The 19,214-nt window shown below is 64.3% G+C and carries 11 protein-coding genes; 5 read left to right on the top strand and 6 right to left on the bottom strand.

The features are described from left to right. Nucleotides 1–50: 50 nt before the first annotated feature. From HWE04_RS02315 to HWE04_RS02295, 5 genes are all read right to left on the bottom strand, one after another. Nucleotides 51–1,259, bottom strand: a complete 1,209-nt coding sequence (locus HWE04_RS02315; RefSeq protein WP_241811368.1) for an NAD(P)/FAD-dependent oxidoreductase — start codon at nt 1,257–1,259, stop codon at nt 51–53. A 246-nt stretch (nt 1,260–1,505) separates the two neighbouring features. Further along, the gene (locus HWE04_RS02310) at nt 1,506–2,735 is read right to left on the bottom strand and encodes a YbdK family carboxylate-amine ligase (protein ID WP_006462947.1); all 1,230 of its coding nucleotides are present in this window, start codon (nt 2,733–2,735) and stop codon (nt 1,506–1,508) included. After that, complete coding sequence (locus tag HWE04_RS02305; protein ID WP_006462946.1) at nt 2,732–3,940, bottom strand: cation:proton antiporter; 1,209 nt, start codon at nt 3,938–3,940, stop codon at nt 2,732–2,734. The genes HWE04_RS02310 and HWE04_RS02305 overlap by 4 nt, the downstream gene beginning before the upstream one ends. Nucleotides 3,941–4,285: 345 nt before the next feature. Next, a complete protein-coding gene (locus HWE04_RS02300) occupies nt 4,286–7,744 on the bottom strand; it encodes a UvrD-helicase domain-containing protein (protein WP_241811367.1) in 3,459 nt (1,152 codons plus the stop codon). An 11-nt stretch (nt 7,745–7,755) separates the two neighbouring features. After that, nucleotides 7,756–10,539: a PD-(D/E)XK nuclease family protein gene (locus HWE04_RS02295; protein ID WP_241811366.1), complete on the bottom strand. Its 2,784-nt coding sequence runs from the start codon at nt 10,537–10,539 to the stop codon at nt 7,756–7,758. A gap of 498 nt (nt 10,540–11,037) precedes the next feature. Between HWE04_RS02295 and trxA the strand changes: the two genes are divergently transcribed. From trxA to HWE04_RS02270, 5 genes are all read left to right on the top strand, one after another. Beyond that, nucleotides 11,038–11,364 (top strand): thioredoxin TrxA, encoded by a 327-nt coding sequence (gene trxA / locus HWE04_RS02290; RefSeq protein ID WP_006462943.1) that lies wholly within the window; start codon nt 11,038–11,040, stop codon nt 11,362–11,364. 125 nt (nt 11,365–11,489) lie between these two features. Then, on the top strand, nt 11,490–12,752 hold the full coding sequence (gene rho / locus HWE04_RS02285) for a transcription termination factor Rho (RefSeq protein ID WP_006462942.1): 1,263 nt from the start codon (nt 11,490–11,492) through the stop codon (nt 12,750–12,752). A 286-nt stretch (nt 12,753–13,038) separates the two neighbouring features. Continuing rightward, nucleotides 13,039–13,308 (top strand): type B 50S ribosomal protein L31, encoded by a 270-nt coding sequence (locus tag HWE04_RS02280; protein WP_006462941.1) that lies wholly within the window; start codon nt 13,039–13,041, stop codon nt 13,306–13,308. A 304-nt stretch (nt 13,309–13,612) separates the two neighbouring features. Then, entirely contained in the window at nt 13,613–15,337 is a 1,725-nt protein-coding gene (locus HWE04_RS02275) for an ArnT family glycosyltransferase (RefSeq protein ID WP_241811536.1), read from the top strand. A 75-nt stretch (nt 15,338–15,412) separates the two neighbouring features. Next, nucleotides 15,413–16,804 (top strand): MATE family efflux transporter, encoded by a 1,392-nt coding sequence (locus tag HWE04_RS02270; RefSeq protein ID WP_234295549.1) that lies wholly within the window; start codon nt 15,413–15,415, stop codon nt 16,802–16,804. On the opposite strand, the gene HWE04_RS02265 is transcribed toward HWE04_RS02270, so the two are convergent. After that, the gene (locus tag HWE04_RS02265; protein WP_241811365.1) at nt 16,794–18,893 is read right to left on the bottom strand and encodes a putative bifunctional diguanylate cyclase/phosphodiesterase; all 2,100 of its coding nucleotides are present in this window, start codon (nt 18,891–18,893) and stop codon (nt 16,794–16,796) included. The two genes, HWE04_RS02270 and HWE04_RS02265, sit on opposite strands and share 11 nt — an antisense overlap. Nucleotides 18,894–19,214: the final 321 nt, after the last annotated feature.

The following is a 19,214-nucleotide window of genomic DNA, read 5'->3' as shown; positions in this document are numbered from 1 at the left end:
ATTCCGCCCTTGCCATCTACAACGTCAGCAACCTCACCACCAACTTCGCCTCACACCGCCGAACCGGCCGCCACACCCGAGGCCCAGGCCCACTGGAAGTTGTAGCCACCCAGCCAGCCGGTGACATCGGTGGCCTCGCCGATGAAATGCAGGCCCGGCACCTTGTTGGCCATCATGGTCTGTTGTGACAGCTCGCGGGTATCGACGCCACCCAGGGTGACCTCGGCCTTGCGATAGCCTTCCGAGCCGCTGGGGACGATCACCCAGCGGTTCAGGGAGTCGCCCAGCTTCTTGAGTGCCTTGTCCGGCATGTCGGCAATGCGCGCGCCGGCATCGAAGCCATGGATCTGGAGCCAGCCCTCGGCCAGGCGGTTGGGCAGCCATTGCGCGAGCAGGTTGCCCAGGTTCTTCTTGAGCGTCCCCTTGCCCTCGATCAGTGTCTCGGCCACATCCAGTTGCGGCAGCAGGTTCAGGCTCAGCGGCGCGCCCGGCTTCCAGAAGCTGGAAATCTGCAGGATGGCCGGGCCGGACAGGCCACGGTGGGTAAACAGCAGGTCTTCCAGGAAATAACCCCGCTCCTTCTTCACTCCGGTTTCCACTTCCACCTCCAGGGCGATGCCGGCCAGCTCCACCAGCGATTGCCAGCCCTTGCCATCGAAGGTCAGCGGCACCAGCCCCGGGCGCGGTTCGATCAGCTTGAGATCGAACTGGCGGGCGATGCGGTAGGCGAAATCGGTGGCGCCGATCTTGGGAATGGACAGTCCGCCGGTGGCGATCACCAGGCTCGCCGCCTGGATTTCGCCGGCACTGGTGGCGATGCGGAACAGCTCTCCGCTCTTGCCGACCTCATGCACGGTGCAGGGCATGCGCCAGCTGACGTTGCCGGTCTCGCATTCGGCCTTGAGCATGGCAATGATGTCCTCGGCTGAATCGTCGCAGAACAGCTGACCCTTGTGCTTTTCGTGAAAGCCGATGCGGTGGCGCTTGACCAGTCCGATGAAGTCCTGTGGGGTATAGCGCGACAGGGCGCTGCGGCAGAAATGCGGATTCTGCGAAAGATAATGCTGTGGCCCGGCGCCCACATTGGTGAAATTGCAGCGACCGCCCCCGGAGATGCGGATCTTCTCGGCCAGCTTGCCGGCATGGTCGATCAGGACCACGCGCCGGCCACGCTGGCCGGCCACGGCGGCGCACATCATGCCGGCCGCGCCGGCGCCGATGACGGCGACATCAAAATGCTTGGGGGAATGGTGGTTCATGCTGGCTCCGGCACGCATCTCGGTGCAGCCCGAGGTCGCTTCAAAAGCCGTGATTGTCGGCGATCCCGGCCCTTGCGCACAAGAGCCAGGAAACAACGATCACAAAGACAAGGGGCCGGCATCTTGCGACACCGGCCCCCTGCCTTCTCGCCGCCGTCCCCTGTGCTCTGCAATCACCCGGGCGGGCGGACACCTCAACTCCAGCTCACCGCCTTGCGGTGGAAATCATGGATAGCGACATATCGGTTACTGGAAATACGGCGGCGGCTCCACGCCCATCCACAACTCCGAGGACAGCCGCATCATGTCATTGAGCGATCCGCGCTGGGCGAACATCTGGCGCAGCCAGTTGGCGTCCGAGAGCCGGTCATGCGCAATGCGACGCAGGCGCACGATGGTCTGATGCTCGGCCTCGTTGGCCACGTAGGGTTCCAGCAACTGCAGCTGCTGCAGCAGATGTTCGAAGATGGGCAGCTTGCGCGACTGCGAAGGCGTGGCGCCATGCAATGCCAGCTGACCGTTCAGGCCAAAACGGCTGGCCTCGAACCGGTTGAACTGGTACAGCAGGTAGAAATCGTCACCCACCACGAAGGGCCGTTCAGTCAGGATCCAGCGTGCCAGCAGCTGGGCATAGGCGCCCAGGTGTGCCGCATGCTCGATGGTCAGGGGCGTATCGCAGACGCGGATTTCCACGGTGCCGTATTCCGGCTTGGGACGGATGTCCCAGTAGAAATCCTTCATGCTGGCGATGATGCCCATCTGGTGCAATTCATCGTAGTAGGTCTCGAACTCGGCCCAGCGGGTGTGGACCGGGGCCGTGCCCGACAACGGGAAGGCGCGTACCACATTGCTGCGCGAGGAATCGAACTTGGTGTCGGCCCCCTGATAGAACGGCGACGCCGCCGAGAGTGCGATGAAATGCGGCACGTAACGCGAGAAGCCGTGCGTGAGGTACAGCGCATCGTCGCCATTCTCCACCCCGATGTGGATGTGCTGGCCGAACACCGTGAAGGTCTTGGCCAGGTAGCCGTATTTCTCGTGCAGGTAATGGAAACGCTCGCTGGGCGTGATGCGCTGTTCATTCCAGTGCTGGAAGGGATGCGCGCCACCGCCGGAGACGTCGATGTTGAGGTATTGCGCGCCCTTGTTCAAGGCGGCGCGCAAGCCCTTGAGCTCTTCGATCAGTTCATCGACGCGGGTATGGATGCCCGAATTGAGCTCGATCATGCCTTGCGTCATTTCCAGCTTGATCTGCTTTTGCAGGTCGCGCGGCTCGATCCAGTTCAGCAGATCGACCGCATCGCTGGCCAGGTTGTAGTTGCGGCGGTTGACCAGTTGCAGTTCCAGCTCGATGCCCATGGTAAAGGGCGTGGAAGAACCGAACGGCAGGATGCCGGCGCTGCCCTGCGGACCGGCCACGTGGGCCTGGCTCGCAGCGGCGTCTTGTTCATTGCGGATCAGTGTCTCGGTATTCATTCGCGTCCACTCTCTCCAGATTTGATCAGGGCAAACTGTGTCGCCACCGGCCCCAGGAATTCCAGGACCACCATGCTGCCCGCCAGCAGCGGCAGCACATTGGCCGTGGTGTGCGGGTACAGCGAAGACACCGTCTGCATCAGGCCCACGCCGACCTCGGTCATGGGCAGGGTACCCAGCGTGAGCAGGCCGGCCTGGCGCCAGTTCATGCGTGCAAAGCGGGCGAACAGGAAGATGCCCAGCCCCATCGCCAGGAAGCGGGCTGCGATCAGGATCAGCACCGAGAAACCCAGCAGGCCCAGGTCCGACAGCTTCATCGAGGCCCCCACGGTGACGAATAGCATCACCACGAACAATTCATTGGCGACGCCGAATTCCAGCTCCATCAGATCGAACTGGCGATCCAGGTTCTTGGAGAGGATGGCGAAGATCAGCATGGTCAGCATCACCGGCAGGTGCAGCGCATGCGCCACACCGATGGCCAGCGCGATCACCGAGATCACCAGCACGAACTGCGAGCTGTTCTCGCGACCCAGCAGGCGTGCCAGCGGCATCATCAGCCAATAGGTCAGGTAGGCCAGGACCGCCGAGCCCACCAGCGAATACAGGGTGTGCTGGATCAGCGTGGCCACCGGCGTGCCGGCCTCGTGCGCAATCACCGGCAAGAGCGCATAGGCGGCCAGCACGGCGACGAAGTTGTTCAAGGCCGTCATGGCGGCGAGCCGGCGCGTGACCTGGCCTTCGGCCTTGAGGTCGCGCAATACCACCAGCACCACGGCCGGAGCCGTAGCGATGGCCATCACGCCACCCAGCAGCGCCATCACCGAATCGGTACCGAACCAGGTCAGCGCAATGCTGACGAAGCCGAAGCACAGCACCGCCGACACGGCCACGGTGATCATCAGCCACTTCTCGCGACGCAGCCAGCCGATATCGACATAGCGACCCAGCTGATACACCACCAGTGCCACGGCGATGTCGGCAAAGATGTTGGTGACCTTGAGCACTTCGCCCGAAAGCAGGTTGAAGCCGCCCGCACCGAGCAGGAAACCGACCAGCAGATAACCCGTGATGCGTGGCACCCATGGGGACTTGGAAACTACGTAGCCCGCGATCAGCCCGAACAGCAGCAGACCGCCGAATACCAGCAAGGCATTCCATTGCAGCGTCTGTGCGAGGGTGAAAGACGGAAGAGCCCACTCCATATCTCCTCCTGTAGAACGATTAGGTTGTTGGAACCGCGCCCGGTGCGGGGACCGGACGGGGACCATGCGTGGATCGCATGAGCGTGCAAGCGTGCGAGCGTGGATAGCCGGATCGGCCTGGCGATGCATGACTACCCGATGCGATCGGTCCCGGATTGATCAACGCGGATTTACTAACAAAACCACGTTGCCAACAATCACGGAGCACCGAAGATATCACTCTTGCCCTCTGCGATGATCTTTTTTATCTTACAACGGAAAATTTAAACTTCCTGATTTGATGTTTATTGAATTTCTGGAACTTATCCGAAGCGCATGGAGTGGATGACGGTAGTTGGGGGAGCCTCAATGTTCCACCAGTGTGCCATCTGCGGTAATCAGCGCAGACCTGATTCGCATGTCAGAAAAGACCGACACGAGCGCGCTGCGATAGCGCGCCAGCTGTGCGGCGTAATCGGCGCGTTCGCTATCGAGCAGGCGCCGCTTGTAGTCGAGCACCCAGACTTCATCCTCGAACATCACGACCCGGTCCAGGCGCATCACACCGCTGGTGGAAACGATCTCCATCTCGTTGCGCGCCCAGCGGTGCAGGGCCGGATTGAAGAAGCGTTCCAGTTGCGGCTGCGCCAGCATCTGGCGCGCCTGCGCATGCACCACCTGCGCCATCTCCGCCGACACACCCAGCCAGCGCACCAGCACCGGTGGCGCGGGCAGCACCAAGGGCCAGGCCTGGGCATGGGTCAGGCGTTCCAGCAGCGCGTGCAGGGCCACGCCTTCATCGATGGCTTCGCTGGCGACCAGGGTGCCGTCTTCGGCAACGACGGTCGGCGTTTCGGCCTCGCCAGGGCCAGAGCCAGAGCCAGTGCCCGCACCGAACAGCGACAACGGGACCGGCCGCGGCTCGAACAGCGACAGCTCGAAGCGCTCTTCCAGCACTGCCGCCTGCGCGCCCTGCACCGCCTCCTCGCTGATCTCGCGCACCGGGGCATCGCTGGCGAAGAGGCGCTCGTACCAGCTGCCGGCCACCATACCGCCCTCCCCCGCGCCACGGGTGCCGGCCACGCCTGACACCAACAGCAATTGCTTGGCGCGGGTGACGGCGACGTAGAGCAGGTTCCAGTCTTCCTGCTGACGCAGGGCATCCTCTTCGTCGAACAGGCGCTGACGCGCCGCGCCACGTTCGCTACGACGGCCGAAGGCGGAGAAATGCGTCGGCGCATCCTGGTCCTGCGGCCATTCGCAGATGATGCCCAGGTTGTCTTCCACCGATTCGCTGTGATTGGCATCCAGGATCGCCACCACCGGCGCCTCCAGCCCCTTGGCGCTGTGTACGGTGAGGATGCGCACGGCATCGGCACTGGCATCCACGCTGGCCTCGTCGGGCGCATCGCCACCGGCACTGCGCTGCAACACGCGCAGCGCGTCGATGAACTTGGGCAGGCTGGGATAACGTCCGGCATCCATGTTCAACGACAGCTCGACGAAGGCGGCGATATTGCCCAGGGTCTGGCTGCGCGTCAGCGGCGAGGCGTACTGGGCATAGCGCGCAACCAGGTCGCCCTGGTGCAGGATCATGTCCAGCAGATCATGCACCGGCAGGTGCGGTGCCGCCTGCAGCCAGCGTTGCAACATGCCCGTCGCGCGCACCAGCGCGGCCGAGGCCACACCTTCCTGCTGCATGGCCAGCATGTGCTGCCACCAGTGACCGCCATCGGCCTGTGCGGCACGGCGGGCGATCTGTACCAGATCGTCGTCGGCCGCGCCGATGATGGGACTCTTGAGGACGTGCGCCAGCGCCCGCGTGTCGTTGGGGGTGATGAGGAAGGTCAGCAGCGCGATCAGGTCGGCGATCTCCAGCGACTCCAGCAGACCACCGCGCTTGTCCGAGATGAAGGGGATGCCGGCTGCGCGCAAGGCACTTTCATAGGCCGCCAGGTGGCTGCGCTTGCGCACCAGCAGCATGATGTCGCTCCAGCGCATGGGCCGGGTCGACTTGCCCTCCACCACCGGCACTTCGCGGCTGGCCTTGAGCAGCGCCTGCGCCAGCGCCTGCCCCTCCAGCAGGCGACGGGCATCGTCTTCCTCGCCGCGTGCCGTGGTCAGTGGATTGCGCCAGGCGATCGCGGGCGCCGGGTCACTGGCGTCGGCGTCCTCGTCGTTGACGTTTTCTGCACCTTCCTCCTGCCGCACCAGCGGCAGGCGCCACACCTCGCCTCCCTCCAGGCCCAGCGTGGTCTGCTGGGCGAACAGCGGATTGCCGCCGCGCACGAATGAGCGATTGAGCACCTCGACCACGGCGCTGGCATTGCGCCGCGTCTGGTTGGCGCGCAGCACGGCCGCGCCCTGCGCGCGCAACAGGTCACGCGCCGCCACGAACACCCGGGGCTCGGCGCGCCGGAAGCGATAGATCGATTGCTTGGGGTCCCCCACCACGAACACGCTCGGTTGCGCCGCATCGCCACCATAGGCACGCAGCCAGGAACGCACGATGCTCCATTGCAGCGGGTTGGTGTCCTGGAATTCGTCCAGCAGGATGTGCTTGTAGCGGGCATCCAGCCGGGTCTGCAGGTAGGCGGCGCTGGCCTCGTCGTTGAGCAGGCGATAGGCCTGCCATTCGAGGTCGGCGAAGTCCAGCACGCGCTGTTCCGATTTCACTTCCTGATAGCTGTCGAGATAGGCGCGGCCGGCGATGAAGAGGGCGCCATTGAGCTGCAGTACCTGTTTTTCCTTGCTGCGTCCCTGCAACTTGCGCAACTCGGTGCCGACGGCATTGAATTCGCTGTCGAAGGCCTCCAGCGCGGCATCCTCGCTCACCTGGAAATGCTGCACCACTGCCGCCAGCAGGGATTTCACCTTGCCGTTCTTGCGCGACTTGTCCTTGTCGTCGAAGAACTGGCTGTACAGCGCGTCGAAGTGCGCCAGCGCCGGCCCGGCAGTCAACGCCGATTCGATGGCCACGGCCCGGGTCTTGTTGGCGGCACCGCCCCGCCCCAGCAGGATGGCGATGCGACTGGCGCGGTCCACCAGGGCAGCGTCATCCCACAACGACAGTCGTGCGTCGCGCAGCGCATCCTCGCCGCAGAGGGCTTGCAGCCACAGCAGCGGGGTCGGCGCATCGATCTCTTCACCGTCGTCGCCATCGTGCTGGGTCGCGGCCCACCATTCGGCACGCTTGTCGATGAAGGCGTCCAGCAACTGGCGGGAATTGAAGTCGCCGGCCAATTCATACAGTTCCAGCAAGGCAGCCTTGATGCGCTCGCCCTCGGGGTTGCGCAGCTTCTGCATGAAGCGGCGATAGGCCTCGTCCAGCAGCTCGCCATTCTTCTCGGTCAGGGTATAGCCATGCGGCACGCCCGAGGCCAGCGGCGCGATCTGCAGCAGGCGCGCAAACCAGCTATGGAAGGTGTCGATGGACAGGCTCTGTTCGGACGACAGGATGCGCTCATACAGGCCGCGCGCCACCGGCAGCAACCGCGACAGATCGGCCTCGGCCACGCCGCGCTCGCGCAGCAGTGCGGCGGCCCCGGCCTCATCGGCCAGCGCCAGTTCATGCAAGAGCTCCATCAGGCGCTCGCGCATCTCCTGCGCGGCCTTGCGGGTGAAGGTGATGGCCAGCAGTTCAGGCGCCTGGGCGCCCGCGAGCAACAGGCGCAGCATGCGTGCCACCAGCAGCCAGGTCTTGCCGCTGCCGGCGCAGGCTTCCACCACCACCGAGTGGCGCGGATCGCAGGCGGCGCGGGTGAACTGGGCGGCCTCGACGGCAGTGCCGTCGATCTCGTAGGCCGCCGGAGCGGGTTTCTTCATCTCGCCGGTGCTCACAGCCAGGCTCCCTTGCGGCAGAGGCCGCGCATATCGCAGTACTGGCATACCGATTCGATGCCATTGGCCGGTAGCGGCGCGCCCTGCGCCACCTGATGCAGGGTGGTGGTGATCTGTTGCTTGAGCATGTCTTGCTTGCGGAGGAAATCAGGGGCGGCGGCGTCGCCGGTCTTCTTGTCGCTGCCCAGTTCGAGGGCCACGTAATGGGCGTGCTCTATCGCACCACCGGCCAGCAGGCCATAGAAGGCCAGTTGATGATCATCCTCTTCCTTGACCTTCTGCCTGAGGCTGGCGACGCTGCGGGTCTTGTAGTCCAGCAGGGCGCGCTCGCCCTGCGCATTCTGATCCACCCGATCCAGGCGACCATACAGTTCGATGCCGCCATCCTGCCAGGACAGCGCTTGCGACTGCGACTGCTCACCGAAGACGAACTGCCAGCCATCGGCCTCGCGTTCATTGGCCCAGAGCAGGTAGGCTGGCATCACCTTCTGCCAGCGGGCGTGGAAGGCCAGCGCCGCAGGATGACGCTGCATCTCGCGCTGGAACACCTCTTCCGAGATGCCGGCCAGCAGAGCGGGACGTGCCGCCAGCGGCGTGGCCTGCTCACGCAGGTGGGCGTGGTAGCGATGCAGGATTTCATGCAACCAACTGCCGTAGTCGCGCTTTTCGGGCAGGTCGGAGAGCTCGTCCATCACGGCCACGCGCAACATGCGCGCCGCGAAGAACTGGTAGGGGCAGGCCAGGAAACTGCCGAAGCCGCTGGCCGACAGGCTGGACGGCAACAGCTCCGGGGCGCTCGGTGCCGGCATGGATGAACGCTGCGCCTGCAGCTTGCGCAGCGGCGCCTGCCAATGCACATTGCGCAACGGCGCCATGCCCTGCTGCGCCAGCTTCAGTTCCAGGCGCTGTATCCAGGGGCTGACCGGGTTGGGTTCTCCGTCCTGATGGGTCTGCCAGCACAGCACCACCTCGGGATTCACGCACAGCAGTTCGGTCAGGTCGCGCAGTTGCTGGCGCTGGCGTTCGCCGCGCGTGACCAGGTTCAGTTCGCGCCGTACGGCATTGGAAAAGAACAGCGTTTCCTGCGGTGGCGATGGCAGGTGCGCGGCATCGGCACCGATCACGAGTACCGCATCGAAGCGACGCAGGCGGGCGCCATTGAGCGGCAGCATCACCACCCGCCGATCCTTGATGGGCGGCATGTAGGAAGTGGCATCGAGGCGCAGGTTCAGCAGTGCACGCCACTCGGCAAAGGAGAAACTGTCTTCCAGGCCACCTTGCCCGGCGGCGATGTCGTCCAGCATCAGGAGGCATTGTTCGCCCGCGCCATCGTCGCGCAGTGCGTTCTCCATGCCCAGGGCCTGACACAGGGCGCGCTGGGTGTCACACCATTGCGCCAGGGTCTTGCGACCGCCGAAACGGGCGGCCTGGCGGGCCAGCAAGGTGATGCAGGCGAGGTCGGCGCCATCCTCCGCCTGCGCGAAGGCCGATTGCAGGGCTTGCCAGTCACCGGCGATATTGGCGCGACGCAGGCGGGCTTCGATGCGCATGACGCGATCGGCGCGGTCCGGGTCATCGGGAAAGACGAAGGGCGACTTCAGCAGGTCCAACAGGGCATTGGTCTCGCCACGGGCCGACACCAGATCGTTCCAGGCCGCCAGCGCGGCAGCGGCGCGGGTGGTGGAGAGCTTCCAGCCGGTCTCGTCGGCCACGGCCACTTCGGCGCGTTCCAGCAGGGCTCGCAGACGGCGTGCGGTGACCCGATCCTGGGCGACGATGGCGATCTCGCCCTTGCCCTGCTCCAGCCAGCGCAGCACGATCTGTGCGCTCTGCACGGCCGCGCTCTCCAGGTCCGGCGCCGGACAGAGCAGCGGGAGCGGCAGCGCGGGAGCCTTGACCGTGGCCGGGTCCGGCAGGGAGGCCGGTTCGAGGAAGGCCGGCGGTACGCCTTCATCCTCGGCCACCAGTTCTTCCCATGCCGCCAGATAGACGGGATGCAATGGCGCGATGGCCTGGCGGCTCCAGTCGAGGGTGACGATGCGTACCGGCTGATGCCTGGCATAGGTGGCCAGGAAGGCCGCGTCCAGCGGTTCCGGGGCAGTGGGGCTGACCCACACCAGCGGCAGGCTGGCGCGTTCGGCCAAGGCCAGCATGGCGTCAAAGCGCTGCACGATGCGGTCGTTGGCATCCAGCTGGGTCTTCCAGACCTGCCACACCAGCGCGGCCTCGTCGGACAACATGCCATGCGCCGACGGCGCCAGCGGTTCCAGTAGTTGGGCCAGGGCCTGCGCCCAGCGGCCGACAGCGGCCTGCTCACCCTCGGCGCTGGCACGGATCTCGGGCAAGAGCGCCAGCGTCAGCTCGTCCGACAACGCCAGCAGGGTGTGTGCCAAGGGCAGGAGATCGGCATTGCGACGCGCGGAAAACATATTCTTCAACCAGCCGTGCTCGCGCAACTGGGCGTAGAGCTGCATCAGGCGTTCGCTCTCGGACGGCGGTGCGCTCTCGCCCGGGACCTGCATGGCCAGCAAGCCCGAGAGGGTATTGATGCGCGGTGCGATGAAGGGCCGGCGCAGTTCGCGCGCCAGCGCCGCCTTGAAGTTCTGCGCGTGGGAGAAGGCCGGCACCATCAGCTGCACGCCCGAGAAATCCAGCGCTGCGGCGGCCTGCGTCTCGCTGTGCAGGGCCTGGCCCAGTGGCTGGCCTTCGCGCAGCAACAGACGCACGGCCTGTTGCCAGAAGTCGGGAGTGGGAGCGATCGGGACGGTGGCTGACAGCATGCGTTCTCGGGATTGAATCAGGGCGATTGAGGAAACCAGGGCGCCAGGTCAGCGCCACATCGGGCGAGCACAAGGCCCCTTCCAGGGCTGGCGGCGATTGTATTTTTCTCTCGAAGCAAGAGATATTTTCAATCGCAGTGCGCCCCGGACTGCTGCGCATTGTATGCCAGCAGGTCCTGGCGCTTGCGCATTTTTTGCCGGCAGATCGCCTGCAAAGCCGCGTCGGCACTCGTCGGCCAGCCTGCAGCCGGCGTGAGGACGAGACACAACAAGCCCGGGCCGCTGCGTCTACACATTCCCTCAAAATGGGTTATGATTGTTCCTGTACCCCGCCGCTTACCCCTGCCGCGCTTCAAATACAACTTGAATCGGCGCGCAACGACTCCACGTAGACCAAGCAACTCCGGAAGCGTTGATGGCTCACGCCAGGCATGATGGTATGTGTCCACCGGCGCTAATTGACTACTTACTAGACCTCCCTCATACCGAGGAAATGCCATGAGCGAACATATCAAACATATTACCGACGCCTCCTTCGAAGCTGACGTGCTGAAGTCCGACAAGCCCGTGCTGGTTGATTTCTGGGCCGAATGGTGCGGTCCCTGCAAGGCCATCGCCCCGATCCTGGAAGAAGTCGCCAAGGAATACGACGGCAAGCTGCAGATCGCCAAGCTGGATGTGGATTCCAACCAGGCCATCCCGGCCAAGTTCGGCATCCGCGGCATCCCGACCCTGATCCTGTTCAAGAACGGTGCAGCCGCAGCCCAGAAGGTCGGCGCACTGGCCAAGGGCCAGCTGGTTTCGTTCATCGACAGCAACATCTGATGTAATATCCGACGGCGGCGCGCTCGCGCTGCCGTCTGTCCGGCACAACAGGCCGGGCTTGACCCCAGACTCACACCACGCAATTCCCTCCCCCACCTTTACTTATCCCGTCCCGGGACACTCATATGCACTTATCAGAACTAAAAGCGATGCACGTCTCTGCCTTGCTGGAAATGGCAATCAGCCTGGACATCGAGAACGCTGCGCGCCTGCGCAAACAGGAGTTGATGTTTGCCATCCTGAAGAAGCGCGCAAAATCAGGAGAACAGATTTTTGGCGATGGCGCCCTGGAAGTGCTGCCTGACGGCTTCGGCTTCCTGCGCTCGCCCGACGCCAGCTACATGGCGTCCACCGACGACATCTATATCTCGCCTTCGCAGATCCGCCGTTTCAACCTGCACACCGGCGACTCCATCGAAGGTGAAGTGCGCACGCCCAAGGACGGCGAGCGCTATTTCGCCCTGGTCAAGGTCGACAAGGTCAACGGCGAACCGCCGGAAGCCTCCAAGCACCGCATCCTGTTCGAAAACCTCACACCGCTGCACCCCAACAAGCTGCTGCAGCTTGAGCGCGAGATGCGCGGCGAGGAAAACATCACCGGCCGCATCATCGACCTGATCGCCCCGGTCGGTCGCGGCCAGCGCGGCCTGCTGGTGGCCTCGCCCAAGTCGGGCAAGTCGGTGATGCTGCAACACATCGCCCACGCCATCACCACCAATCATCCGGACACCGTGATGATCGTGCTGCTGATCGACGAACGCCCGGAAGAAGTGACCGAAATGCAGCGCTCGGTGCGCGGTGAAGTGGTCGCCTCCACCTTCGACGAACCGGCCACGCGTCACGTGCAGGTCGCCGAAATGGTGCTGGAAAAGGCCAAGCGCCTGGTCGAAATGAAGAAGGACGTGGTCATCCTGCTGGACTCGATCACCCGCCTGGCACGCGCCTACAACACCGTCATCCCGGCCTCCGGCAAGGTGCTCACCGGCGGTGTGGACGCCAACGCCCTGCAGCGCCCGAAGCGTTTCTTCGGCGCGGCGCGCAATGTGGAAGAAGGCGGCTCTCTGACCATCATCGCTACTGCCCTGATCGAAACCGGCTCGCGCATGGACGACGTGATCTTTGAAGAATTCAAGGGTACCGGCAACATGGAAGTCCACCTGGAGCGTCGCCTGGCCGAGAAGCGCGTGTACCCGGCCATCAACCTCTCCAAGTCCGGCACCCGCCGTGAAGAGCTGCTGATCAAGCCCGACCAGCTGCAGAAGATCTGGGTGCTGCGCAAGCTGATGTACGACATGGACGAGATCGAGGCGATGGAATTCATCCTCGACAAGATGAAGTCCACCAAGAACAACGCCGAGTTCTTCGACATGATGCGTCGCGGCAACTAAGCGTATCACTGCATCATCCGGTCATCCACCGGTGAAACGGCATGCCTGCTTGCAGACATGCCGTTTTTCATTGCATCAGGAGCAATACAATCGCAATACGATCCGCGTCCATGAACCCGAAAAACCACGCCCGGACTGGCCAGAGCATTGCGCACCTTGCCCCAAGCTCCTGATTTGATTGTATAATTTCGGACTTTTCCAAACCGGCAAGTGATCATCAATCGGGTCAAGAAGCAGGGCGACCGACGAAGTGGCGATTGGCTACCAAACTACTCTTGAGGCAATCATGAAAGAAGGCATCCACCCGGATTACCGCGAAGTCCTGTTCCACGACGTGTCGAACGACTTCAAGTTCATCACCCGCTCCACCATCGGCACCCGCGAAACCGCTGAGTTCGAAGGCAAGCAATATCCCCTGGTGAAGATCGAAGTTTCGGCTGAATCGCACCCGTTCTACACCGGCAAGCACAAGATCGTCGACACCGCTGGCCGCGTCGAGAAGTTCCGCCAGAAGTTCGGTTCCGTCGGTTCGAAGACTGCTGTCTCGAAGGCGTAATCAGTACTTCCCTCAGAAAAGGCAGCTCCGGCTGCCTTTTTTGTTTTGCATGGTCGTGGTGCCGGCACGATGCAATGGGCGAATTCCACGCCACAGCACCACAGCACCACAGCAACAGAGCAACAGAGCAACAGAGCAACACCGCATGCACCAGGATGTAGCAGTCAGAAACAACTATTTACTGTGATTTCCTGCACAATAGGGCCTGCAAAAAATATCCGCCGCCCCATGCAGCGGCGAGCGCACAGCAAAGGCCTGTGCCCACCCCAATATCGCAGCACAGAACAAGAGCAACAACATCTTGATGAAGCCCGTCCGTCTTCCAGCAGCAGCCACCCATGCGCTTCCGCGCATGGCACTGCTTGCGCTCGCCCTCCTGTATATCCTGCCCGGCCTGATCGGCCGCGACCCCTGGAAGAACGAGGATGCCACCAGCTTCGGCATCATGTGGACCATGGCGCACGGTGTGCTGGCCGACTGGCTCACGCCCAATGTGGCCGGCCTGCCGCTACCGGCGGAAAGTCCACTGGCCTACTGGTTCGGGGCAATCTGCATCAAGCTGTTCGGCTGGCTGCTCGGTGACCCGCTGGCGGCACGCATTTCCACGATCGGCTGCTTCCTGGTCGGTTCGCTCTCGATCTGGTACACCACCTACCTGCTGGGCCGTCGTCCCGAGGCACAGCCGCTGAAGCTGGCCTTCGGTGGCCAGCCCGAACCCAAGGACTTCGGCCGCACGCTGGCCGATGGCGCCTTCCTGATCTATCTGGGTTTCCTCGGCCTGCTGTTGCATAGCCACGAAACCAGCCCCAAGACCCTGCAGATCGCGCTGGTGGCCTATGCCATGTACGGCGCAGCCCGCGTGTTCGATGCCGGCAAGCTGCGCCACGCCTTCTGGCTGGGCCTGGCGCTGGGCATGCTGGTGCTGACCTATGGCTGGCTGCTGCCGGCCGGCGTGCTGATCGCGCTGCTGGTGCTGGCGCTGGTTCGCAAGGATGGCCGCGCACTGCGCCTGGCGGCACTGGTATCGCTGCCGCTGGCCCTGCTCATCAGCGCTGCCTGGGTATTGGCGCTGCGCCGGCTCATCGGCGACGACGCTGCCGGCCAGTTCGATCTCTGGATGAGCTGGAACATCTACCAGTTGAATCGCCCCACCCTGGCCACCCTCGCCTTCCTGGGCAAGTACGGTGTCTGGTTCGCCTGGCCGGCCTGGCCCTTCGCCGGCTGGGCGCTGTATGCCTGGCGCCGCCAGCTGGGTTCGCTGCACATCGCGCTGCCGCTGGCCTTCCTGATCCCGATCACGCTGCTGGTGCTGATGAACGTGCATCACGAAGAAGGCATGTTGCTGCCGCTGCTGCCGGCGCTGGCCATCCTGGCCGCCTTCGGCCTGCCGACCATGAAGCGTGGCGCCATCAATGCGGTGGACTGGTTCTCGGTGATGACGCTGACCACCTCGGCCGCCTTCATCTGGATCGGCTGGATCGCCAAGGAAACCGGCTGGCCGGCGCAGATCGCGCGCAATGCCTACAAGCTGGCGCCTGGCTTCAAACCCGGCTTCGCCTGGATCTCGCTGGCCATCGCCATCGCCGCCACCATCGCCTGGATCGTGGTGGTGCACTGGCGCATCTCGCGCCGCCCCTCGGTACTGTGGCGTGCCGTCGTGCTGTCTTCGGGCGGGGTGATCCTGTGCTGGGTGCTGCTGATGACGCTGTGGCTGCCCTGGGTCAACTATGGCAAGAGCTATGCGGGCGTGGCCGAGCAGATCGAATCCAGGCTGGGCTCGGTCAAGCAATGCGTGCAGACCAATGTCGGCCCGGCGCAGCGCGCCTCCTTCGCCTACTTCGGCAACGTGCGCTTCGCCGACGAACGTGACCAGAGCTGTGATTACCTGCTGCTGCAGGATGACATCAGCAATCAGGATGCCTCGCTCATGCTGCGCCAGTACCCCGGATCATGGCGCATGGTGTGGGAAGGTCGCCGCCCGTCGGACCGCGATGAACGCTTCCGTCTCTATCGTCGCGCCGGTCGCTGAACACCGGCCTGATATCGATGATATTGCGGATATCGCCGACACAGCACACCTTGCACATCTGCCCCTAGCCCCCGCGTGACCACCGAACTGCCCGCCCTCTCCTCCCGCCATCACGTCGGCCGCATCGCGCGGCTGGCCTGGCCACTGCTGGTCGGCCAACTGGCCCTGATCGCCAATGGCGTGATCGATACCGTGATGGTGTCGCGCTTCTCGGCGCTGGATCTGGGTGCGCTGGCACTGGGGGTATCGATCTATGTGAGCGTGTTCGTGGGTCTGTCGGGCGTGCTGCAGGCCCTGCAACCGACCATCGGCCAACTGTTCGGCGCCGGCCGGCTGGACGAGATCGGCAACGAGGTCAAGCAGGGCATGTGGCTGGCGGTACTGCTATCCATCGTGGGGTCGCTGGTGCTGATGTTCTCGCCGGTATTCCTGGCCTTCGCCAAGGCCTCGCCGGAACTGGTGGAAAAGGCCACCCTGTATCTGCGCATCGAGGCGCTGGCGCTGCCGGCGACGCTGTTCTTCCGCGTCTATTCGGCGCTCAACACTGCGCTGGCGCGACCCAAGATGGTCATGGCCATCCAGCTCTGCGGCCTGTTGCTCAAGCTGCCGCTAAACGCCCTGCTCATCTTCGGCGGCCTGGGCCTGCCCGCCTTCGGCGGCCCCGGCTGCGCCATCGCCACTACCCTGATCGCCTGGCTGATGATGATCGCCGCCTGGTTGCTGGTGGCGCGACTGCCCTACTATCGGCCACTCAAGCTGTTCGGCAGCGGCTTCGTCGCCCCCTCCTGGAAGGCCCAGGGCAAGCTGCTGCGCCTGGGTGTTCCGATCGGCATGTCCTACTTCATCGAAGTCACCGCCTTCACGCTGATGGCGGTCTTCATCGCGCGCCTGGGCGCCGTGCCGGTGGCCGGCCACCAGATCGTAGGCAACGTCGGGACCGTGCTCTACATGCTGCCGCTGTCCATCGCCAGCGCCACCAGCACCCTGGTAGCCCAGGCCATCGGCGGCAACAACATGCAGGAGGCGAAGAAAATCGGACGCGCCGGCATCCGCCTGGCGGTCTCGCTGTCGGTGGTGATCGGGATGGTCGTCTGGTTCCTGCGCGAGCACATCATCCACGCCTACACGCCCGATCCGGTGATCATCGGCGCGGCGCTGCCGCTGTTCCTCTACATCGCTTTCTACCAGTTCTTCGATGCGATGCAGGTGACCACCGCCTTCGTACTGCGCGCCTACAAGGTCGCCGTGGTGCCCACCGTGATCTATGCGCTGACCTTGTGGGGCGTAGGCCTGGGCGGAGGCTACCTGCTGGGTCTCGACCCGCTGGGCTGGACCCCGGCCGCGCTGCGCGGACCGGCCGGCTTCTGGGCTGCCAACAGCCTCAGCCTGGGTCTCGTGGCGGTGGGCCTGCTGGCCTACCTGCGCGTGATCCAGCGACGCGCTGCCAGGGGCGAACTCAGGATCTGAACGCGCCGCCGGCAAACAGATCGTCGTTGCTGGCGTTGACCAGCCCTGGCACCGTGGGCGCCTCCGCCGGGCGTCCCAGCAGGAAGCCCTGCACCTGGTCGCAATGCAGCAACTGCAGCTCGCGCAATTGCCCTTCCGTCTCCACCCCTTCGGCCACCACCTCCATCTGCAGCGCATGTGCCAGCGCGATGATGGCAGCGACGATGGCGCGCCCGGAGTGATCTTCCAGGTCCAGGCGCGAGGTAAAGAAGCGATCGATCTTGACCTGGCGGCAGTGGAACTGCGCCAGGTAGGCCAGGCTGGAATAACCGGTGCCGAAGTCATCGATGGCGATGTCAAAGCCCAGCGATTGCAGCTCGCGCACCACTTGTGTGGTGCGTTCCACATCCTTCATGGCGGCGGTCTCGGTGATCTCGAACATCAGCCGCTGCGGTGCGATGCCGGCCGCGCCGACCATGGCGATGATGCGCTCCACCAGATCGGCGCGCATCTGCAGCGGCGACAGGTTCAGTGCCACCTTGACCGGCTTCATGCCCGCCCCGTCCCAGCGCGCGATCTGGCAACACACCGCCTGCAGCACCCAGTCGCCGATGGCGATGATCTGGCCCGAGCGCTCGGCGATGGGGATGAATTCCGCGGGCGCCATCTCGCCCAGCTCCGGGTGGTTCCAGCGCAGCAGAGCCTCCAGGCCGGTCAACTCCTTGCTGGCACCGCGATACTTGGGCTGGAAATGCAGGCGGAACTGCTGCTGTTCGATGGCCTGCTGCAAGGCCTGGCGCACCTGCAGGTGACGCATCGCGCTGGCATGCATGGCCGGTTCGAAGAAGCGATAGGTATTGCGCCCGCTCTGCTTGGCCTCGTACATGGCGGCATCGGCATTCTTCATCAGGGCATCGGCCGATTCGCCGCTATTGGGATAGACCGCGATGCCGATGCTGGAGGTCACGCGCAGGGTCGCATCCTCGATCTGGAAATCCAGGCGCAGCGCGGCCAGGATGTTTTCCGACAGCTGCTCCACCACCTCCGGCGAGGCCAGATTGCTCATCACCACCACGAACTCGTCACCACCGATGCGCGCCACCATGTCCTCGCCGCGGATGCAGGCGCGAATACGCTGGGCCACCGCCACCAACAGGCCATCGCCCACCGCATGGCCGAGTGAATCATTGATGGCCTTGAAACCATCCAGGTCCATGAACAGCACCGCAAAGGGCCGGCCATTGCGCCGCGCCACCTCCACCGCGTGCTGGATGCGATCGGCCAGCAGGGCCCGATTGGGCAGGCCGGTCAACACGTCGTGGGTGGCGAAGTGCAGCAGCTTGTCATTGGTACGGCCGACGATCTTCTTCAGGACCTGGTTGCGTTGCACCCCGCTGACCACCAGCGCCATGGCCATGGCCAGGAAGGCCAGGAACACCAGGCCATTGACCAGGTGCTCGCGGGTAATACCCTCCAGCACCTGGCTCTGTGCCTGCGGGCCGATCATCACCGCGCGCAGCCCGGCCGCAGCCGAGGACACCAGTCCGGCCCCGACCAGCAGCGCGGCCAGTACCCGCCGCGTCTGCTGCGAATTGAGTGAGCCGGTCATGGGCTTGCGACCATTGCTGGCCGAAAACAGGGTCACGATGAACACTGCCACCACCTCGGTCACCACCAGCGCCACGACCAGCAGGATCGTGTGATACAGCAGCGGCGGTTGCAGCGTCATGGCCTTGAGCGCGATATGGAAGGCCGCATTGAAGGCCGCACCCATGGCGAGACCGCCGATGACCAGGCGGGTCGGGTGCGGACGCCGCAGCCCCGTCAGGTGCATCAGATAGAAGGCGCTACCCATGCACAGCAGCAAGGACAGCGCCACCAGCCGGGCATCGAAGTTGACCGCGATGCTGATCTGCAGCGACGCCACCGTGAGTAGCATGGCGCCCCAGACGCCCACGCCGAACACGGCCGCCCCGACCGACAGCCACAGCCGCCGGTGCTGCGCCTCCTGCAGCACGATGCGCTCGGAGACCTCCAGCGCGGCATAGGCGGAAAGGCTGGCGACCAGCAAGGCAAAGGCCAGCAGCAGGAAATGAAAGGAACCTGACATCGTCGAACCTGGGCTAGGTTGCGCGTCTTCCATGCGGGCGATCGCTGGGAGCCCGCAAGCATCTGCGCCTGCACGGTATCGCGGCCATTCCGCCCGCCACTGCAGCCGCCGGTGCAAAGCGCACGGCGGGCGGCGGAGCGTCAGTCGATCCACCGTTGCATGCCAACGGGTCGCCGCGGTCCTTTCCGGAGCAGTTCCTGAGCTTGCCTGGAGGCGCCGCAAGGGCGCCGGCAAGGCGGCAGGAACCGACCCGGGAAACCTCAAAAAGTTACGTAACCAGAACGTACCACAGGGATGCTGCTGACTTCTTTGATTTATTCG

The sequence above is a fragment of the Herbaspirillum sp. C7C2 genome (assembly GCF_022627865.1).
Classification (GTDB): domain Bacteria; phylum Pseudomonadota; class Gammaproteobacteria; order Burkholderiales; family Burkholderiaceae_D; genus Herbaspirillum; species Herbaspirillum frisingense.
Note: the sequence above shows the minus strand (reverse complement) of the source record. Positions and strands in the feature narration are given on the sequence as shown.

What these genes read in the sequence shown, in the direction of transcription:
- HWE04_RS02310 (WP_006462947.1), bottom strand. Translation starts at nt 2,735, where the DNA reads ATGAATACCGAGACACTGATCCGCAATGAACAAGACGCCGCTGCGAGC.
- HWE04_RS02300 (WP_241811367.1), bottom strand. Translation starts at nt 7,744, where the DNA reads ATGAAGAAACCCGCTCCGGCGGCCTACGAGATCGACGGCACTGCCGTC.
- trxA (WP_006462943.1), top strand. Translation starts at nt 11,038, where the DNA reads ATGAGCGAACATATCAAACATATTACCGACGCCTCCTTCGAAGCTGAC.
- HWE04_RS02295 (WP_241811366.1), bottom strand. Translation starts at nt 10,539, where the DNA reads ATGCTGTCAGCCACCGTCCCGATCGCTCCCACTCCCGACTTCTGGCAA.
- HWE04_RS02315 (WP_241811368.1), bottom strand. Translation starts at nt 1,259, where the DNA reads ATGAACCACCATTCCCCCAAGCATTTTGATGTCGCCGTCATCGGCGCC.
- HWE04_RS02305 (WP_006462946.1), bottom strand. Translation starts at nt 3,940, where the DNA reads ATGGAGTGGGCTCTTCCGTCTTTCACCCTCGCACAGACGCTGCAATGG.
- rho (WP_006462942.1), top strand. Translation starts at nt 11,490, where the DNA reads ATGCACTTATCAGAACTAAAAGCGATGCACGTCTCTGCCTTGCTGGAA.
- HWE04_RS02280 (WP_006462941.1), top strand. Translation starts at nt 13,039, where the DNA reads ATGAAAGAAGGCATCCACCCGGATTACCGCGAAGTCCTGTTCCACGAC.
- HWE04_RS02265 (WP_241811365.1), bottom strand. Translation starts at nt 18,893, where the DNA reads ATGTCAGGTTCCTTTCATTTCCTGCTGCTGGCCTTTGCCTTGCTGGTC.
- HWE04_RS02275 (WP_241811536.1), top strand. Translation starts at nt 13,613, where the DNA reads ATGAAGCCCGTCCGTCTTCCAGCAGCAGCCACCCATGCGCTTCCGCGC.